This window comes from Bacillus haynesii (assembly GCF_014042035.1).
Classification (GTDB): Bacteria; Bacillota; Bacilli; order Bacillales; family Bacillaceae; genus Bacillus; species Bacillus haynesii.
The window spans coordinates 2,097,501-2,114,878 of the sequence record NZ_CP059494.1 but is presented as its reverse complement, the minus strand read 5'-3'; the positions used below and the strand labels follow the sequence as shown (position 1 = coordinate 2,114,878).

General features: G+C 47.0%; 15 protein-coding genes, 2 rRNA genes and 1 pseudogene (1 of these 18 only partly in view). 15 read left to right on the top strand and 3 right to left on the bottom strand.

Annotated elements, in window-relative coordinates:
* Positions 1-79: 79 nt before the first annotated feature.
* The 10 genes and pseudogenes from fabL (at position 80) to nikC (ending at position 9,573) form a co-directional block, all read left to right on the top strand.
* Entirely contained in the window at positions 80-832 is a 753-nt protein-coding gene (gene fabL, locus H2R00_RS10570) for an enoyl-[acyl-carrier-protein] reductase FabL (RefSeq protein WP_154996922.1), read from the top strand.
* Positions 833-915: 83 nt separating this feature from the next.
* A pseudogene (locus tag H2R00_RS10565) lies at positions 916-1,065 on the top strand (gamma-type small acid-soluble spore protein); the annotation flags it as partial.
* Between the two features lie 173 nt (positions 1,066-1,238).
* On the top strand, positions 1,239-1,484 hold the full coding sequence (locus tag H2R00_RS10560; RefSeq protein WP_003179940.1) for a YgaB family protein: 246 nt from the start codon (positions 1,239-1,241) through the stop codon (positions 1,482-1,484).
* A gap of 163 nt (positions 1,485-1,647) precedes the next feature.
* The gene (ntdP, locus tag H2R00_RS10555) at positions 1,648-2,178 is read left to right on the top strand and encodes a nucleoside tri-diphosphate phosphatase (protein WP_003179942.1); all 531 of its coding nucleotides are present in this window, start codon (positions 1,648-1,650) and stop codon (positions 2,176-2,178) included.
* Positions 2,179-2,253: 75 nt separating this feature from the next.
* The gene (locus H2R00_RS10550; protein WP_182070989.1) at positions 2,254-3,996 is read left to right on the top strand and encodes an ABC transporter ATP-binding protein; all 1,743 of its coding nucleotides are present in this window, start codon (positions 2,254-2,256) and stop codon (positions 3,994-3,996) included.
* 130 nt (positions 3,997-4,126) lie between these two features.
* On the top strand, positions 4,127-5,107 hold the full coding sequence (locus tag H2R00_RS10545; protein ID WP_154996926.1) for an ABC transporter ATP-binding protein: 981 nt from the start codon (positions 4,127-4,129) through the stop codon (positions 5,105-5,107).
* On the top strand, positions 5,104-6,060 hold the full coding sequence (locus tag H2R00_RS10540) for an ABC transporter ATP-binding protein (protein WP_154996927.1): 957 nt from the start codon (positions 5,104-5,106) through the stop codon (positions 6,058-6,060). Before H2R00_RS10545 ends, H2R00_RS10540 begins: the two co-directional genes overlap by 4 nt.
* Positions 6,057-7,655, top strand: coding sequence for an ABC transporter substrate-binding protein (locus H2R00_RS10535; RefSeq protein WP_154996929.1), 1,599 nt, complete (start codon positions 6,057-6,059; stop codon positions 7,653-7,655). Before H2R00_RS10540 ends, H2R00_RS10535 begins: the two co-directional genes overlap by 4 nt.
* A gap of 13 nt (positions 7,656-7,668) precedes the next feature.
* Positions 7,669-8,670 (top strand): ABC transporter permease, encoded by a 1,002-nt coding sequence (locus tag H2R00_RS10530; RefSeq protein ID WP_182070988.1) that lies wholly within the window; start codon positions 7,669-7,671, stop codon positions 8,668-8,670.
* Positions 8,671-8,682: 12 nt separating this feature from the next.
* Positions 8,683-9,573: a nickel transporter permease gene (gene nikC / locus H2R00_RS10525; protein ID WP_154996933.1), complete on the top strand. Its 891-nt coding sequence runs from the start codon at positions 8,683-8,685 to the stop codon at positions 9,571-9,573.
* A gap of 29 nt (positions 9,574-9,602) precedes the next feature.
* Here the strand turns inward: nikC and H2R00_RS10520 are convergent, their stop codons facing one another.
* Positions 9,603-10,673, bottom strand: a complete 1,071-nt coding sequence (locus tag H2R00_RS10520; protein WP_154996935.1) for an aromatic acid exporter family protein — start codon at positions 10,671-10,673, stop codon at positions 9,603-9,605.
* A 252-nt stretch (positions 10,674-10,925) separates the two neighbouring features.
* Positions 10,926-12,224, bottom strand: coding sequence for a glutamate-1-semialdehyde 2,1-aminomutase (locus tag H2R00_RS10515; protein ID WP_182070987.1), 1,299 nt, complete (start codon positions 12,222-12,224; stop codon positions 10,926-10,928).
* A 155-nt stretch (positions 12,225-12,379) separates the two neighbouring features.
* Between H2R00_RS10515 and bcp the strand changes: the two genes are divergently transcribed.
* Complete coding sequence (gene bcp / locus H2R00_RS10510; protein WP_003179960.1) at positions 12,380-12,853, top strand: thioredoxin-dependent thiol peroxidase; 474 nt, start codon at positions 12,380-12,382, stop codon at positions 12,851-12,853.
* A 212-nt stretch (positions 12,854-13,065) separates the two neighbouring features.
* A complete protein-coding gene (gene perR, locus H2R00_RS10505) occupies positions 13,066-13,503 on the top strand; it encodes a peroxide-responsive transcriptional repressor PerR (RefSeq protein WP_003179961.1) in 438 nt (145 codons plus the stop codon).
* A gap of 48 nt (positions 13,504-13,551) precedes the next feature.
* On the opposite strand, the gene H2R00_RS10500 is transcribed toward perR, so the two are convergent.
* A complete protein-coding gene (locus H2R00_RS10500) occupies positions 13,552-13,899 on the bottom strand; it encodes a YgzB family protein (protein ID WP_076789318.1) in 348 nt (115 codons plus the stop codon).
* A gap of 217 nt (positions 13,900-14,116) precedes the next feature.
* Between H2R00_RS10500 and H2R00_RS10495 the strand changes: the two genes are divergently transcribed.
* From H2R00_RS10495 to H2R00_RS10485, 3 genes are all read left to right on the top strand, one after another.
* Positions 14,117-15,001 (top strand): nucleotidyltransferase-like protein, encoded by an 885-nt coding sequence (locus tag H2R00_RS10495; RefSeq protein WP_145653007.1) that lies wholly within the window; start codon positions 14,117-14,119, stop codon positions 14,999-15,001.
* Between the two features lie 226 nt (positions 15,002-15,227).
* Positions 15,228-16,776 (top strand): 16S ribosomal RNA (locus H2R00_RS10490).
* A gap of 236 nt (positions 16,777-17,012) precedes the next feature.
* A 23S ribosomal RNA gene (locus tag H2R00_RS10485) occupies positions 17,013-17,378 on the top strand (it continues 2,558 nt past the right edge of the window).
* Together the 16S and 23S rRNA genes form the textbook arrangement of a ribosomal RNA operon.

Genomic DNA, 17,378 nt, shown 5'->3' with positions numbered 1-17,378 from the left:
GCGAATGCCTCCTTTTTGATCGTGTTATGAGCTATTTTTTATCAGATTTTCAATCATTATACTAGGAGATGAATGACAGATGGAACAAAGAAAATGTGCCCTTATTACAGGTAGCAGCCGCGGTGTCGGCAAAGCAGCCGCCCTGAGGCTTGCCGAAAACGGCTACAATATCGTCATCAACTATGCGAGAAGCAAAAAAGCGGCCCTTGAGACGGCTGAAGAAATCGAAAAGCTCGGTGTCAAAGCATTGGTCGTCAAGGCGAATGTCGGACAGCCGGCGAAAATAAAAGATATGTTTCAGCAAATTGAGGAAGCGTTCGGCAGACTGGACGTGTTCGTTAACAATGCTGCATCCGGCGTATTGCGCCCCGTCATGGAGCTTGAGGAAAGCCATTGGGACTGGACGATGAACATCAATGCGAAAGCTCTGCTATTCTGCGCACAGGAAGCGGCAAAGCTGATGGAGAAAACGGGAGGCGGCCATATTGTCAGCATCAGTTCGCTCGGTTCGATCCGTTATTTGGAAAACTACACGACTGTCGGCGTTTCAAAAGCTGCGCTTGAATCATTGACGAGATATCTTGCCGTTGAGCTTGCACAGAGAAACATCATCGTCAATGCGGTATCGGGAGGCGCGATCGATACAGACGCCCTGAAGCATTTTCCGAACCGCGAAGAACTGCTGGAAGATGCCCGGCAAAATACGCCTGCCGGCCGCATGGTTGAGATTAGCGACATGGTCGATGCGGTGGAGTTTTTAACGTCAGGGAAAGCGGACATGATCCGCGGACAGACGATCATTATTGATGGCGGCCGCTCACTGCTCGTATAAATTTTTCGCGTTCAATGAATAGGATATCATCCTCCTGCACAATCTAATGGTCGTGGAGGTGATATACAATGGCTAACCAACAATCCAAAACAAACGCACAAAAAGTAAGACAACAAAACCAAGCTTCTGCACAAGGTGGTCAGTTCGGCACTGAATTTGCCAGCGAAACTGACGCGCAGCAAGTAAGACAAAATAACCAACAAGCTGAGCAAAAAAAACAGCAAAACAGCTAATCACTGAAACAGGAAAAAGCACTTCACCATCGGATGAGGTGCTTTTTTCTTTTCTTATTTGATCCGACAAAACTTCCGAATCTTAGCCAGAATCAGTCAAAGGACATCCGGCATGTATAGAGAAATGTTACTTAGGCAATAAATGGAGTAGAGCATAGAATGGAGGATCCCGAATGCCGGAATTTGAAAACTTGGTTCAAGGGCAGATGGAGATTATGGATAAGCTGTTGTATCTGCAAGCGGAGATTGAAAGATGCCAGAAAATTGAGAAAGAACTGGCTGCCCTTGAAAAGAAAGCCCAGCTTTTATCGATCCGGGAAGATATATCCCAGAAGCGGAAAGATCTTGCTCAAATTCAGGATTTGTTCCAAAAGCAGACAGAGCAGGTGATTCAGGCTTATCAAAGAATCGAAGCATGAGCCTCTCTTTATCGTTTTTTAGAAAAGAGCCATTCCTGTTCAGGAGTGGCTGTTTTATTTTCATTTTTTATTTTCAAACGTTATAATAAATAAAAGAACTGTCGGACAGGCGATGTGACACACTGACTTGTAAGGCTTTTGCAAAGAAAGTAGGGGAGAAAACATGGGCTTTCCCAAGGAAGGAGAAACCATTCAAATTCATAGCTACAAGCACAATGGGCAGATTCATCGGATTTGGAACGAAACAACGATTTTAAAAGCAACGGAATTGTGCATCATCGGCGCCAATGATCGGACAATGGTCACAGAATCTGACGGCCGGACATGGGTGACGCGAGAGCCCGCAATTTGTTATTTCCATGCAAAGCAGTGGTTTAACGTCATCGGCATGCTTCGCGAAGACGGGATTTATTACTATTGCAACATCAGCTCGCCGTTTGCTTTGGACGATGAAGCCATCAAATACATCGACTATGATTTAGACGTAAAAGTCTTCCCGGATATGACGTATCATATTCTTGATGAAGATGAGTACGCGGATCATAAAAAGGCGATGAATTATCCGAAGGAAATCGACGGCATATTAAGGTACCACTTAAATACGTTGCTGCACTGGATTCACCAAAGAAAAGGCCCGTTTGCATCTGAATTTATTGATATTTGGTATGAACGGTATTTGCATTATACAAAATAATCCTGAAAAACCTGTTGAGAACAACAGGTTTTTTGCGGTGTACTCACACATCAAGATATAGAGGGGGGAAGACGTGTGGGGGTAATCAGAAGGTACATGGAATTTGTGAAGCCGTATAAATGGAAAATCGTTTTGACGGTTTTAATCGGTATTATTAAATTTTCTATTCCGCTGGTCATCCCGTTTCTGCTGAAATACGTCGTGGACGACATCATCCAGGGGAGCGGGACCGCTGAAGAAAAAACATCCACATTATTCATGGTAATGGCGGTTATGTTCGCCATTTTTTTGGTGCTTCGGCCGCCTGTCGAATACTATCGGCAGTATTTCGCGCAGTGGACGGCAAGCAAGGTGCTTTATGATATCAGGGACAAGCTGTTTGCACACATTCAAAAGCTGAGCCTCAGGTATTATGCGAACACCCGCGCAGGAGAAATCATTTCAAGGGTCATCAACGATGTCGAGCAGACGAAAGAATTTGTCATCATCGGGTTGATGAATGTATGGCTTGACGTGATGACGATTTTTATCGCCATCGCCATCATGCTGACGATGGATGTGAAGCTGACGCTTATTTCGATCGTGCTGTTTCCGCTTTACGGACTGTCTGTTAAATTCTTCTACGGCAGGCTCAGAAAGCTGACGAGAGAACGTTCCCAGGCGCTGGCCGAAGTACAGGGCCACCTTCATGAAAGGGTTCAGGGGATGCCTGTTATCAGGAGCTTTGCAATCGAGGATTATGAACAGAAGCAATTTGATCACGAGAACGGGAATTTTCTTGGCAAAGCAATCCGCCATACGGCCTGGAATGCCAAAACGTTTGCCGTCGTCAATACGGTTACAGACCTCGCTCCGCTGATCATCATTACGGTTGCGGGTTATCATGTGATTCACGGGTCCCTTACTGTAGGAACGATGGTGGCGTTTTTCGGATATATCGAACGCCTCTACAACCCGCTGCGCCGCCTGATCAATTCATCGACAACATTGACGCAGTCGATCGCATCGATGGACAGGCTGTTTGAATTTATTGATGAACCGTATGAATTAAAAGATAAGCCAAATGCTGTAAAAGCAGAGCGGTTAAAAGGAATTGTAGAATTTAAAAACGTCTCCTTCCAATACGAAAAATCGGAAGAAATGATTCTGAAGAATCTTTCTTTGAAAGCCGAACGGGGCGAAACGGTCGCGCTTGTCGGGATGAGCGGAGGCGGGAAATCGACGCTTGTCAGCCTCATTCCGAGATTCTACGATGTCTCAGCCGGAAGCCTGGAGATCGACGGCATCGATGTGCGCGATTATCAGGCGCAGAGCCTTAGAAACCAAATCGGCATGGTGCTTCAGGATACGTTTTTATTCAGCGAATCGGTACGCGAAAACATATCGATCGGAAATCCCGAAGCTTCGATGGAAGACATCATTGAAGCGGCAAAAGCTGCGAATGCCCATGACTTTATTATGGAACTGCCGCAAGGCTATGATACAAAGGTCGGAGAAAGGGGCGTCAAGCTGTCCGGAGGCCAAAAACAGCGGATATCAATCGCCAGGGTGTTCCTGAAGAACCCGCCACTCTTAATTTTGGATGAAGCGACGTCAGCGCTTGACCTTGAAAGCGAGCACTATATCCAGGAAGCGATGGAAAAGCTCGCAAAAGACCGGACGACCTTTATCGTTGCCCACAGACTGTCGACGATTACCCACGCTGACAAAATCGTTGTCATCGAAAACGGACGTGTCGCGGAAATCGGCACACATGACGAACTAATGAGCCGCGACGGCCACTATAAGCATTTATTCACCATTCAAAAATTAAACTAAAACCGCAAAAAGCCTGACTTTCGTTTGAAGCCGAACGGATGTCAGGCTTTTTCTTTCCCTGTAAATTTCGTACATATTTCCTATCTCGTTTAAATACAATTTAAAAAATACAAGCTCCGGAGGTGTATAAGTGACAAAAGAAAAATTGCTTGAAGTATCGGATTTATCGATTTCGTTTCAAAAGAAAAAGTCCGAAACCCCGATTGTGCAAGGCGTTTCTTTCGATCTCCATCCCGGAGAAATCTTGGGAGTCGTCGGAGAGTCCGGCTGCGGCAAGAGCGTCACCTCTTTGGCTTTAATGGGGCTGAACGCAAACACCCGGACGACGGGCCGGATCAAGTTTCAAAACAAAGACCTTCTCATGCAGTCTGAAAAAGAATGGAGACAGATGCGCGGCAATGACATCGCGATGGTTTTTCAAGAGCCGATGACCTCCCTCAATCCCCTTTTTACAATTGGCGATCAACTAATAGAAGCACTCTCCAGCCATATCAATATTCATAAAAAAGAAGCAAGAAGAAAAGCCGTTCAAATGCTGGATACCGTCGGCCTGCCGAGGGCGGACCAGCTGATGAAGCAGCATCCCCACGAACTGTCGGGAGGCATGAGGCAGCGGGTCATGATCGCAATGGCATTAATATGCAAACCGAAACTGCTGATCGCCGATGAACCGACAACAGCTCTCGACGTCACCATCCAAGCCCAGATTCTGTCCCTGCTGAAAAAACTGAATGCCGAATTTAACACAGCCATTCTCCTCATTACCCATGACCTTGGCGTCGTTCACAATACATGTGAACGCGTGATGATCATGTATGCCGGCCGGATCGTTGAAGAGGGCGGTGTCACCGCTGTTTTTGACAGCCCGAAACACCCTTATACAAAAGGCTTGTTCGCCTCTATTCCCGCATTCACAGGCAAATCTGAGCGGCTGTCTTCGATTGAGGGGCAGGTGCCGAAGCCGGGATCGATTAAAAAAGGCTGTATGTTTGCGCCGAGGTGCCCTCATAAACACGAACGCTGCATTGAGGAGGAGCCCGGATTGAACAGGCTGAAGGATGATCATGCTGTAAGCTGCTTTCTCTACGAAGAGGAAGGTGCTTTAACATGAATCACGAACTGCTGAGTGTCCAAGAGCTGAAAACGTATTACCGCGTGTCCCGCAAGAAAATCGTGAAAGCGGTGGATGGTGTTACACTGTCAGTCAAAAAAGGCGAAATCGTAGGGATCGTCGGGGAATCCGGCTGCGGAAAATCAACCTTGGGAAAATCGATATTGCGGCTGACCGAACCGACTTCTGGAACGGTGACATTTCTCGGGCGGGAGATGACCGGCCTTGATGCAAAAGAGCTTCGCAACATGAGAAGACATATACAAATGATTTTTCAAGATCCGTACGCTTCGTTAAATCCGCGCATGAAAATAAAGGATATTTTGGAGGAACCGCTGATCGTTCATAAACTCGGAACGAAGGCGGAAAGGAGAGAAGTCGTTCGCTCGATGCTTGAAATTGTCGGCCTTGATGCTTCATATGGCGACCGATATGCACACCAATTCAGCGGCGGTCAGAGGCAAAGGATCGGCATTGCAAAAGCGCTGATCACAAAGCCCAAATTAATCATAGCTGATGAGCCTGTTTCCGCGCTTGATGTCTCCGTTCAGGCGCAGATCTTAAATCTGCTGTCTGATCTGCAGGAGGCATTCAATTTAACGTTTCTGTTTATTTCTCATGATCTCGCAGTCGTTCGCTATATTAGCGACAGGGTGGCCGTAATGTATTTCGGAAAGGTCGTCGAGATGGCGGACGCCGACGCGTTATTTAGAGAACCGAAACACCCGTATACAGAAACGCTGTTAGCGGCAGTGCCGGTCATCGGCAAAGGAGAAGCGGTTCATACGGCACCGGATATTGCCGCGCCCCGCATGAGTGAAAAGGGCTGTCCTTTTTACAGCAGATGCATGAAGCGGGCAGCCGTCTGCCTGGAAGCGGAGCCGCCTCTTGAAGAGACTGCGGACGGGCATTATGCCGCATGCCATTTTACCAATAAGGAGGCTGTACGATGAAAAAGAAAAGCTGGCTGATCTGTTTGGGAATGATTCTGTCTGTTTCCGCTTTTTTAATGGGATGCTCCGGTAACGAAAGCGGAAAGAACGACGGAGGGACGAACGGCGGAAAAGATACGCTGATCATTGGCAGAGGCGGTGATTCAACATCGCTTGATCCGATCACCACGACAGAAGGCGAAGCGTTTAAAGTGACGATCAATATGTTTGAAACCTTGCTGAATTACGGAGAACAAGACACAACGCTGAAGGAAGGCCTCGCGGTGAAATGGGACGCTTCAGATGACGGTTTGACCTACACACTGGAGCTGAGAAAAGGCGTGAAATTCCATGACGGAACGGATTTTAATGCAGAAGCCGTCAAATACAATTTTGAGCGGTGGATGAACGGGGATGAAGAAAAATTTCCTTACTACGGCATGTTCGGAGGCTATAAGAAAGATGAGGGGCATGTCATCAAAGATATAAAAGTTCTCGACGACCATAAGATTCAGTTCATTTTAAAACGCCCGCAAGCGCCGTTTTTAAAGAACCTTGCCATGACTTCATTCGGGATTGCAAGTCCTGCCGCCATCGAAAAATACGGCGAAAAATTCAGGGAGCACCCTGTCGGCACGGGCCCTTACAAATTTGTCGAATGGAAGCCGAACGACCGGATCGTCCTTGAAAAAAATGAAGACTATTGGGATCAAGGCAAACCGAAATTGCAGAAGATCATTTTCAGAGCCATTCCTGAAAACTCAGCCCGCTTAAATGCATTGAAGACGGGCGAAATCGACCTAATGGATGGCGTCAATCCGTCTGATATCGAAAGCATCAAAGCAGACGCCAATCTGAAAATATTTGAAAGGCCTTCAATGAACGTCGGGTATCTCGGAATGACGACAACAAGAAAGCCTTTTGACAATAAGCTGATCCGCCAGGCGCTGAACCATGCTGTTGATAAACAGGCGATTATCGATTCCTTCTACGGAGGTCTCGCCGAATCTGCCAAAAATCCTCTCCCTCCATCGCTTGAAGGGTACAACGATCAGATTAAGGAATATCCGTATGATTTAAAAAAGGCAAAAGAACTCTTAAAAGAAGCCGGCTACCCGGACGGGTTTAAAATGAAGCTTTGGGCAATGCCTGTTCCACGGCCGTATATGCCGGACGGTATGAAAATAGCTGAAGTGATTCAATCAAGTTTTGAAAAAATCGGCGTCAAAGCAGAAATCGTCACTTACGACTGGGCGACGTATTTGGATAAGGTGAGCAAAGGGGAAGCTGATGCGTTTTTAATGGGCTGGACCGGCGACAACGGAGATCCGGACAACTTTATTTATACGCTGCTTGATAAAGATAATATCGGTGGTAACAACTATACGTACTTCAGCAATGACGAGCTTCATGACATCTTAATCGAGGCGCAGTCAGACCCTGACCAAAAGAAGAGAAACAAACTGTATCAAGATGCGCAGGAGCTCCTCCATGAAGAATCGCCTTGGGTTCCGCTTGTCCATTCCACACCGATTTTGGCCGGTTCAAAAGATATCGACGGATATGTTCCGCACCCGACAGGGAGTGAAGTATTGTCCGGCGTAGAGTTTAAATAGGTGGTGACAGCCATTGCTTGCGTACTGTTTAAAACGGACGGCCATGCTGATCCCCGTTCTCATCGGCATGACACTGGTCGTTTTTTCGATCATCCGCTTTATTCCCGGCAACCCCGCCCAGGTTATTCTCGGTCAGAGGGCGACAAAGGAAGCGGTGCAGCAGCTGACCGTCCAGCTCGGACTTGATCAGCCGTGGTATGTGCAATACGCCAGATATATCGGGGATTTGCTGAAGGGGGATCTCGGGACATCAATCCGCACGGGAGCGGCGATTACGCAAGAAATAAAGCCATATTTGTTCGCCACTCTCGAGCTCGCTTTTTTCGCTATGCTGATCGCAGTGTTTGTAGGCGTGAACGCCGGAATCATCAGCGCGTGGTTTAAGAACTCGGTATTCGACTATATCGCGATGCTGGTTGCTTTAATCGGCGTGTCGATGCCGATTTTTTGGCTCGGTTTGATGGGCCAGTGGTTTTTTTCGATCGAGCTCGGCTGGCTGCCGACAACGGGAAGGGAGAATGTCAGAAATCCGGTCGAAGCCATTACCTACATTCATACACTGGACACCCTTATGCACGGAAGATTTGATCAGTTTGGAGAGGTCATCAGCCACTTGATTCTGCCGGGAACCGCTCTTGCCACCATTCCCGCCGCGATCATTGCGAGAATTACAAGAGCCAGCATGATAGAGGTGCTGCAGTCCGATTATATCCGCACGGCAAAAGCAAAAGGCGTGCATATGTTTTTCGTCATCTATAAGCACGGTTTAAAAAATGCGTTCATTCCGGTGTTGACTGTCATCGGCCTGCAAACCGGACTGTTACTGGGCGGCGCAATTTTAACGGAGACGATTTTTGCCTGGCCCGGTATCGGCCGGTACATTTATGATGCGATCAGCTACCGCGACTACCCGGTTATCCAATCGGGCATCCTCGTGATCGCCTTCATCTTCGTCATGATTAACTTCATCGTTGATCTGCTGTACGCCGTCATCGATCCGAGAATTAAATATTAGGAGGCGGGAAATGTGGTTGTGCTTCAAAATGAACAGCAGAGGGAGGACGTGAAGGTGCGTTCGCCTTTGGCTGAACATATTCGGCGGTTCTTTGAGCATAAACTGGCGGCCGCCGGCACGATTTTAGTCGCGCTGTTTATCCTGCTGGCCATCTTCGCGCCGCTTATCGCACCCTACGGAATAAACGACCAGTCACTGTCAGACAGGCTTGCCGCTCCGTCTGCGGAACACCTTTTTGGAACAGATGACTTTGGCAGGGATATTTTTTCAAGGGTGCTGTACGGTGCGAGGCTGTCTTTATGGGTCGGCTTTTTCTCCTGTCTGGCATCGGCCTTGGTGGGGACGCTGTTAGGGCTGATCGCCGGTTTTTACGGCAGATGGGCTGATGCATTGATTTCACGGCTGTTTGATATCATGCTCGCGTTTCCCAGCATTCTGCTGGCGATCGCCATTGTTGCGATTCTCGGGCCTTCCCTTGAAAATGCCCTGATTGCCATCGCCATCATCAACGTTCCGACGTTTGGCAGGCTCGTTCGTTCAAAAGTGCTCAGCATCAGGCAGGAGGAGTATATCTTATCAGCGCGAGCTGTCGGGATGTCCAATATGAGGATGATGTTTAAACACATTCTTCCCAATAGCATGGCACCAGTAATCGTTCAAGCGACACTGAATATTGGAACGGCGATTATAGAAGCGGCGGCGCTCGGATTTTTAGGGTTGGGGGCGCAGGCGCCGAACCCCGAGTGGGGAAAAATGCTTGCAGATGCCAGGCCTTATTTGGCGCAGGCCCCATGGACATTATTTTTTCCGGGATTTGCGATCATGCTGACTGTCCTCGGCTTTAATCTGATGGGAGACGGCCTGCGCGACACCCTTGATCCGAAAATGAAGGAAGGAAAATAAAAAACCGGTTAACATATTCGTTAACCGGTTTACTCTTCCTCAACCTCAAGTTCGCTGTCTTCTTTGTGGTACGTCTGAAAGCTTGAGAGCAAGGTTTCCAAATGCTCAAGCTGTTCTCGGTATTCTACAGTGCTCGCCATAATGGTCAGCATATTGTAGTCCAACAGTTCTTCTTTTAATTTGTCCTGGTTTTTCAGGAATGATTCGGTCAAGTGCTGTTTGTAAACGTCTCCTTCTTCGTGAAGATCGACGTGATCCTGCGTTTTGATCCTGCCGACGAATCTCATTAAAATTCGCTCATGCCAATGGAGAAGATAATCAAGCTCTTCGACCAGCGTTTCTTGAAATTCTTCAGGCATGTGATAAAACTCGTTTTCAAGCCGGTGCAGCTTTTTCAGAGCATCAAGCGCACGGTTGGATGCAATGATCGCCTGTCTGAACAGTACGAGCTTTCGCTGTTTTACATAGGTGGACCGTTTTAAATAGCTTCTTTCTTCTTTGTAAAGCAAGTAAAGGTGGTCGACCTTCATCATTTTTTCTTTTAGTTTTTCAATGTCTTCTTTCAGCATGGAATGTTCCGTTGTCTTTCGCGTCAACAATCTGATCCATTTAATGACTTCATCTGTGTTTTCAACAATATGGCTGACGAGCTTCGTTTCATATTTAGGCGGCAGAAAAACCAGGTTGACCAAGAACGCAGACAATACGCCTAAAATAACCGTTCCGGTTCTCACCAAGGCAAACCATAAAAAGTTGTCGCCGGAGCTCTCCAATATCGCAATAACGGTGACAAGAGCGATCGAAATTGTATTCTCGATCTTCAGCTTCAAGTTGATCGTAATGACGATTACTGCTGTCAATCCGATGATGATCGGACTGGGTTCAAAAATAAGTCCAAAAATAATGGCTGTGGCAGCTCCGATAATGTTCGCCTGCACTTGATCGACAATCGTCAAAAATGAACGATAGATCGAAGGCTGTATCGCGAAGATAGCTGCGATTCCCGCGAAGACAGGAGTCGGAAGGCCGAGCCAAGACGCTAGGTAAAGCGCAAGCGTAATGGCAATGCCTGTTTTGAAAATACGGGCACCAAGTTTCATTAGGCTGTACTTGCATCCCTTTCTATAATAAAATTCGTTCCTTACAGAAAATGAATTGTATTGAACATTCCCTCTCTGTTAATTTGCCAAACAATAAAGTAATATACAGCGATCTTCCGAAATATTCAACCCATTTTTAAGAAAAAACAAATCATTGACAAAAAAGAAAAACAAGCCGGCGGAAAGTGCCTGTTCACCGTGTTTCCAAAGTGCTCCGCATTTGATAAAAAAGAGAGCGGACCCGCTCTCTTTTTACATGCGCTGTTTCAATTGTTTAAATGAGTCATCCACGGCATTAAGCGTGGCTTTAATGTCCTCTTCTGTGTGCGCGGTGGTGATAAACCATGCTTCATATTTTGAAGGCGCAAGATTGATTCCGCGCTCAAGCATCAGTTTGAAAAAGGCCGCGAACATTTCTCCGTCCGTATTTTCGGCTTGCTCATAGTTTTCGACTTTTTCGTTCGTGAAGTATACGGTGAGCGCGCCTTTAAGACGGTTGACAGTGATATTGATGCCATGGGTTTCGGCATGCCCCAGGATGCCTTCTTCAAGCATGGCGCCGAGGCGGTCAAGTTTTTCGTATGTGCCTTTTTCTTTCAGCACTTCAAGGCAGGCGATGCCTGAGAGGATGGAAGCCGGATTCCCCGCCATCGTACCCGCTTGATAAGCAGGTCCGAGCGGTGCGACTTGTTCCATAATCTCTTTTTTGCCTCCGTAGGCGCCGATCGGCAAGCCGCCGCCGATGATTTTGCCGAGCGCCGTCAAATCAGGTTTGACGCCAAGAAGATCCTGGGCGCCGCCGTACATAAAGCGGAAAGCGGTAATGACTTCATCGTAGATGACAAGCGCTCCTGCTTTATGGGTCAGTTCATTGACCTGTTCGAGAAATCCGCTTTTCGGTTCAACGATCCCGAAGTTTCCGACAATCGGTTCAACGAGAACTGCCGCAATATCGTCCCCCCATTTATCGAGCGCTTCTTTGTAGCTGTCGATATCATTGAAAGGAACGGTAATCACCTCGTTTGCGATGCTTTTTGGAACACCGGCGGAATCAGGTGTGCCGAGCGTTGACGGTCCTGAACCAGCCGCCACCAGCACAAGATCGGAATGGCCGTGGTAGCAGCCAGCGAACTTGATGATTTTCGTTCTGCCTGTATAGGCCCGGGCGACGCGAATCGTCGTCATCACGGCTTCCGTTCCCGAATTGACGAATCTCACTTTATCCAGGGCAGGAATCGCTTCCTTAAGCATCTTGGCAAATGTCACTTCATGCTTTGTCGGCGTACCGTAAAGCACCCCGTTCTCAGCAGCTGTTTGAATAGCTTTCGTGATATGCGGGTGGGCGTGACCCGTAATAATAGGTCCGTATGCGGCAAGGTAGTCTATGTATTTGTTGCCGTCCACATCCCAAAAATAAGCGCCGCTTCCCCTTTCCATCGCGACTGGAGAACCTCCTCCGACAGCTTTGTAAGACCTTGAGGGGCTGTTGACGCCTCCGACTATATGTTGAAGAGCTTCTTCATGAAGCTTTTCAGATTGAGTATGCTGCATAATATCCTCCTCATTTCTGCACCTTTTATCTATTTCTATATTGTAACACGAGGTGGACAGAGCGCAAAAAAGAAGCCGCCGAACATTTGAACAAGAGGGCGCTGTTTTTTATAATGGGGGAAAGCAAGCGATTAAACATAACAGGAGGCAAAACAATGACTGTTGAAATTGGACAAAAGGTGCCTGATATTGAACTGCTGGGCGATCACGGAGAAAAAGTAAAGCTGTCGGATTTTGAAGGAAAGTATGTCGTGCTCTATTTTTACCCGAAAGATATGACGCCGGGGTGCACAACGGAAGCGTGCGATTTCAGAGATCGCCATGAAAGCTTTGCTGAACTTGATGCCGTCATCATCGGAGTCAGCCCTGACGATCAGGCAAGACATGAAAAATTCAAGCAAAAACACGATCTGCCGTTTCTGCTGCTCGTCGATGATGAACACAAGCTCGCTGAAAGCTTTGACGTATGGAAGCTGAAGAAGAATTTCGGCAAGGAATACATGGGTGTCGAACGGTCGACATTCCTGATTGATAAAGAAGGCCGTCTTGTGAAAGAGTGGCGGAAAGTAAAGGTAAAAGACCATGTCGCAGAAGCGCTTCAAGCAGTAAAAGAAATCGCGGAAGCATAAAGCTCTGGGGGGAGGCCGGACTGTATTTTAGTTTGGTCTCTTTTTACGCTCATATTCGTCTGTCTGATCGGCCATGCTGATCATAGCGGCCTTTTTCGCCTTGAAAATAGCTTTTTCACAGGGATTGGAATTGACAAAGATTCTGATCAGGAGTTACACTAATTATAAACGTTATAATGTAAGAATTTTTTTTAGAAGAGAGGTGCATGACGATGGCAGAACATAACCTGAAAGAAGCGTTGGAAGCGTTGAAGGAAACCGGGGTGCGAATTACTCCTCAACGTCATGCCATTCTGGAATTTCTCGTGAATTCTATGTCTCATCCAACTGCAGATGATATATATAAAGCTCTGGAAGGGAAATTTCCAAACATGAGCGTAGCAACGGTCTACAACAATTTGCGGGTTTTTAAGGAATCAGGGCTCGTTAAGGAATTAACGTACGGAGATTCCTCCAGCCGGTTTGACTTCGTGACTTCCGAGCATTATCACGCAATTTGCGAACGCTGTGGGAAAATCGTCGACTTTCATTATCCCGGCCTCGACGAAGTGGAGCAGCTTGCTTCACATGTGACAGGATTCAAAGTCAGTCACCATAGACTGGAGATATACGGTTTATGTCAGGAATGCGACAAAAAAGAAAGCCATTAAAAAGAGCTGGCCGCTTTTTTAACGGTCAGCTTATTTTTGTTGCAGCATTTACTGAGACTTTCTATTATACGATTCGTTAAACTCTTTTCCTTCGAGGTTTTTGTCCAGTGTCAGAGGCTCCCTGCAATGCATGCACATATCAACCCGGCCTAAAATCTTGGTCGGTTTTTCACAGTTTGGACAGATAACTTGAACCGCTTTCGTTGAAAGCATGCCGATCCAAAAATAAACCGCTGTACTCAACAAGATAGACAATACCCCCAAGATCATAAACACCGACATCAAGAGGATCGAGGACCTAAAAAAGATCCCGACATACATAATAATGAAGCCTATAAATACAAGGCTCAACGCAAACGTTCTGATTTTGTTGATTTTACTAGAGTATTTGGCCATATCCATCCCCCTGTCTCTAATATAGCATATCAAAGATGTGTTATTCTTTAATTAAAACGAATCAATTGGAAAATTTCTATAGAGAGTTTTGGGGAAATTGATTATAATAATTCAATGTGTTTTCAAAATAAAGGAGTTTTTATTGGCTCGTAGAAATAGGTAGAAACAAGAGAGAAGCTTTTAAGCAACGTATTTACATCGTATTGGAGGAATGGTGATGGAAAATCTTCTCCGTCCGATTTACCAAGAAAGAGCAAGCCGCCCTGACACACTCGCTGTCATGCTGATTGAGAGGAGAAATCAAACCTCATCTGCCACAGATAATTTTGATGCGGCATTGTTGATAATTGTTAATAAGGCTGAAGACCCTGTATTTGTGAAGCATTATGAGTTCGATGGAAAAACGGCTTCTCTTCATATTATTTCTGTTGAACAGCTTCAGGAATGGATTTTGCTCGGAACAAATAGAAGAATCATAGACTGGGTCCTCAACGGAAAGGTGCTTTTCGACCGAAACGAATTTATCGCCAAACTGATTGAGCAGCTCAATACGTTTCCGTTTTCAGAAAGAAAACTAAAAATTGGACTTGAATACGGGAAATTAATCAGAAGATATATAGAAGGAAAATCGTTTTTTGAAGATGGTCAATTTTTGGACGCCTACAATTCCATCGTACACGCCCTCCATCATTTGGCCAGAATTGAAGTGATCGATAAAGGTTTTCACCCTGAAGTTACGGTATGGAACCAAGTCCGCCACATGGAACCTCAGGTATATAAATTGTATAAGGAATTAATTGAGAGCAATGAAAGCTTGCAAAAACGACTGGAGTTATTATTCCTCGCAAGTGATTTTCTCATTCATTCAAAAGCCGAAATCGGGGCCGCCCATATTCTCAATGTCATGGATGAAAAAGCGGTTTGGCAATTTGCCGATCTTCTCAAGCATCCGGATCTCAAGTATTTCACGGCAGATCTGGGAGTCATACTGGAGTTCTTGGCTGAAAAGGATTTAGTCGGAGTAAAGCCGATTGAGACAAAGGGCCAAAAGATTTTTCATCGAGGATATTTTATTAAAAAAAGTGTTGACACTAATTTATAACGGTGATATATTATTAAGCGTCGCTGTTAGCGGAACGGTTTTTGAACTGAAAGCAGCAGCGACGAAAAAACAAAAAAACATTTGACACTCCTTGTTGAAAATGTTATACTAATAAAGTCGCTTCGGACAGGAGCGGAAATGATCTTTGAAAACTAAACAAGACAAAACGTACCTGTTAATTCATTGAATAAATCGCACATTTGAGTGTGCGTAGTCATTATCAAACTTCATGGAGAGTTTGATCCTGGCTCAGGACGAACGCTGGCGGCGTGCCTAATACATGCAAGTCGAGCGGACCGATGGGAGCTTGCTCCCTTAGGTTAGCGGCGGACGGGTGAGTAACACGTGGGTAACCTGCCTGTAAGACTGGGATAACTCCGGGAAACCGGGGCTAATACCGGATGCTTAATTGAACCGCATGGTTCAATTATAAAAGGTGGCTTTTAGCTACCACTTACAGATGGACCCGCGGCGCATTAGCTAGTTGGTGAGGTAACGGCTCACCAAGGCAACGATGCGTAGCCGACCTGAGAGGGTGATCGGCCACACTGGGACTGAGACACGGCCCAGACTCCTACGGGAGGCAGCAGTAGGGAATCTTCCGCAATGGACGAAAGTCTGACGGAGCAACGCCGCGTGAGTGATGAAGGTTTTCGGATCGTAAAACTCTGTTGTTAGGGAAGAACAAGTACCGTTCGAATAGGGCGGTACCTTGACGGTACCTAACCAGAAAGCCACGGCTAACTACGTGCCAGCAGCCGCGGTAATACGTAGGTGGCAAGCGTTGTCCGGAATTATTGGGCGTAAAGCGCGCGCAGGCGGTTTCTTAAGTCTGATGTGAAAGCCCCCGGCTCAACCGGGGAGGGTCATTGGAAACTGGGGAACTTGAGTGCAGAAGAGGAGAGTGGAATTCCACGTGTAGCGGTGAAATGCGTAGAGATGTGGAGGAACACCAGTGGCGAAGGCGACTCTCTGGTCTGTAACTGACGCTGAGGCGCGAAAGCGTGGGGAGCGAACAGGATTAGATACCCTGGTAGTCCACGCCGTAAACGATGAGTGCTAAGTGTTAGAGGGTTTCCGCCCTTTAGTGCTGCAGCAAACGCATTAAGCACTCCGCCTGGGGAGTACGGTCGCAAGACTGAAACTCAAAGGAATTGACGGGGGCCCGCACAAGCGGTGGAGCATGTGGTTTAATTCGAAGCAACGCGAAGAACCTTACCAGGTCTTGACATCCTCTGACAACCCTAGAGATAGGGCTTCCCCTTCGGGGGCAGAGTGACAGGTGGTGCATGGTTGTCGTCAGCTCGTGTCGTGAGATGTTGGGTTAAGTCCCGCAACGAGCGCAACCCTTGATCTTAGTTGCCAGCATTCAGTTGGGCACTCTAAGGTGACTGCCGGTGACAAACCGGAGGAAGGTGGGGATGACGTCAAATCATCATGCCCTTATGACCTGGGCTACACACGTGCTACAATGGGCAGAACAAAGGGCAGCGAAGCCGCGAGGCTAAGCCAATCCCACAAATCTGTTCTCAGTTCGGATCGCAGTCTGCAACTCGACTGCGTGAAGCTGGAATCGCTAGTAATCGCGGATCAGCATGCCGCGGTGAATACGTTCCCGGGCCTTGTACACACCGCCCGTCACACCACGAGAGTTTGTAACACCCGAAGTCGGTGAGGTAACCTTTTGGAGCCAGCCGCCGAAGGTGGGACAGATGATTGGGGTGAAGTCGTAACAAGGTAGCCGTATCGGAAGGTGCGGCTGGATCACCTCCTTTCTAAGGATATTATACGGAATATAAGACCTTGCGGTCTTATAGACAGGTGCGTTTAGATCTTGTTTAGTTTTGAAGGATCATTCCTTCAGACATAGGAGCACCTGCTAAATGCGCCACATCCTGTGGTAACGCATGTGTTAGCATGTCCTATGCGTTGTTCTTTGAAAACTAGATAACGAAAGTAGACATTCACATTCAATTGTAATGCAAGATATCACGTAGTGATTCTTTTTAACGGTTAAGTTAGAAAGGGCGCACGGTGGATGCCTTGGCACTAGGAGCCGATGAAGGACGGGACGAACACCGATATGCTTCGGGGAGCTGTAAGCAAGCTTTGATCCGGAGATTTCCGAATGGGGAAACCCACTGCTCGTAATGGAGCAGTATCCATATCTGAATTCATAGGATATGAGAAGGCAGACCCGGGGAACTGAAACATCTAAGTACCCGGAGGAAGAGAAAGCAAATGCGATTCCCTGAGTAGCGGCGAGCGAAACGGATTAGCCCAAACCAAGAGGCTTGCCTCTTGGGGTTGTAGGACACTCTGTACGGAGTTACAAAAGAACGAGGTAGATGAAGAGGTCTGGAAAGGCCCGCCATAG

Excerpts from the sequence above, each read along its gene's own strand:
- fabL (WP_154996922.1), top strand. The coding sequence starts at position 80 with ATGGAACAAAGAAAATGTGCCCTTATTACAGGTAGCAGCCGCGGTGTC.
- H2R00_RS10560 (WP_003179940.1), top strand. The coding sequence starts at position 1,239 with ATGCCGGAATTTGAAAACTTGGTTCAAGGGCAGATGGAGATTATGGAT.
- ntdP (WP_003179942.1), top strand. The coding sequence starts at position 1,648 with ATGGGCTTTCCCAAGGAAGGAGAAACCATTCAAATTCATAGCTACAAG.
- H2R00_RS10540 (WP_154996927.1), top strand. The coding sequence starts at position 5,104 with ATGAATCACGAACTGCTGAGTGTCCAAGAGCTGAAAACGTATTACCGC.
- H2R00_RS10535 (WP_154996929.1), top strand. The coding sequence starts at position 6,057 with ATGAAAAAGAAAAGCTGGCTGATCTGTTTGGGAATGATTCTGTCTGTT.
- H2R00_RS10520 (WP_154996935.1), bottom strand. The coding sequence starts at position 10,673 with ATGAAACTTGGTGCCCGTATTTTCAAAACAGGCATTGCCATTACGCTT.
- H2R00_RS10515 (WP_182070987.1), bottom strand. The coding sequence starts at position 12,224 with ATGCAGCATACTCAATCTGAAAAGCTTCATGAAGAAGCTCTTCAACAT.
- bcp (WP_003179960.1), top strand. The coding sequence starts at position 12,380 with ATGACTGTTGAAATTGGACAAAAGGTGCCTGATATTGAACTGCTGGGC.
- perR (WP_003179961.1), top strand. The coding sequence starts at position 13,066 with ATGGCAGAACATAACCTGAAAGAAGCGTTGGAAGCGTTGAAGGAAACC.
- H2R00_RS10500 (WP_076789318.1), bottom strand. The coding sequence starts at position 13,899 with ATGGCCAAATACTCTAGTAAAATCAACAAAATCAGAACGTTTGCGTTG.
- H2R00_RS10495 (WP_145653007.1), top strand. The coding sequence starts at position 14,117 with ATGGAAAATCTTCTCCGTCCGATTTACCAAGAAAGAGCAAGCCGCCCT.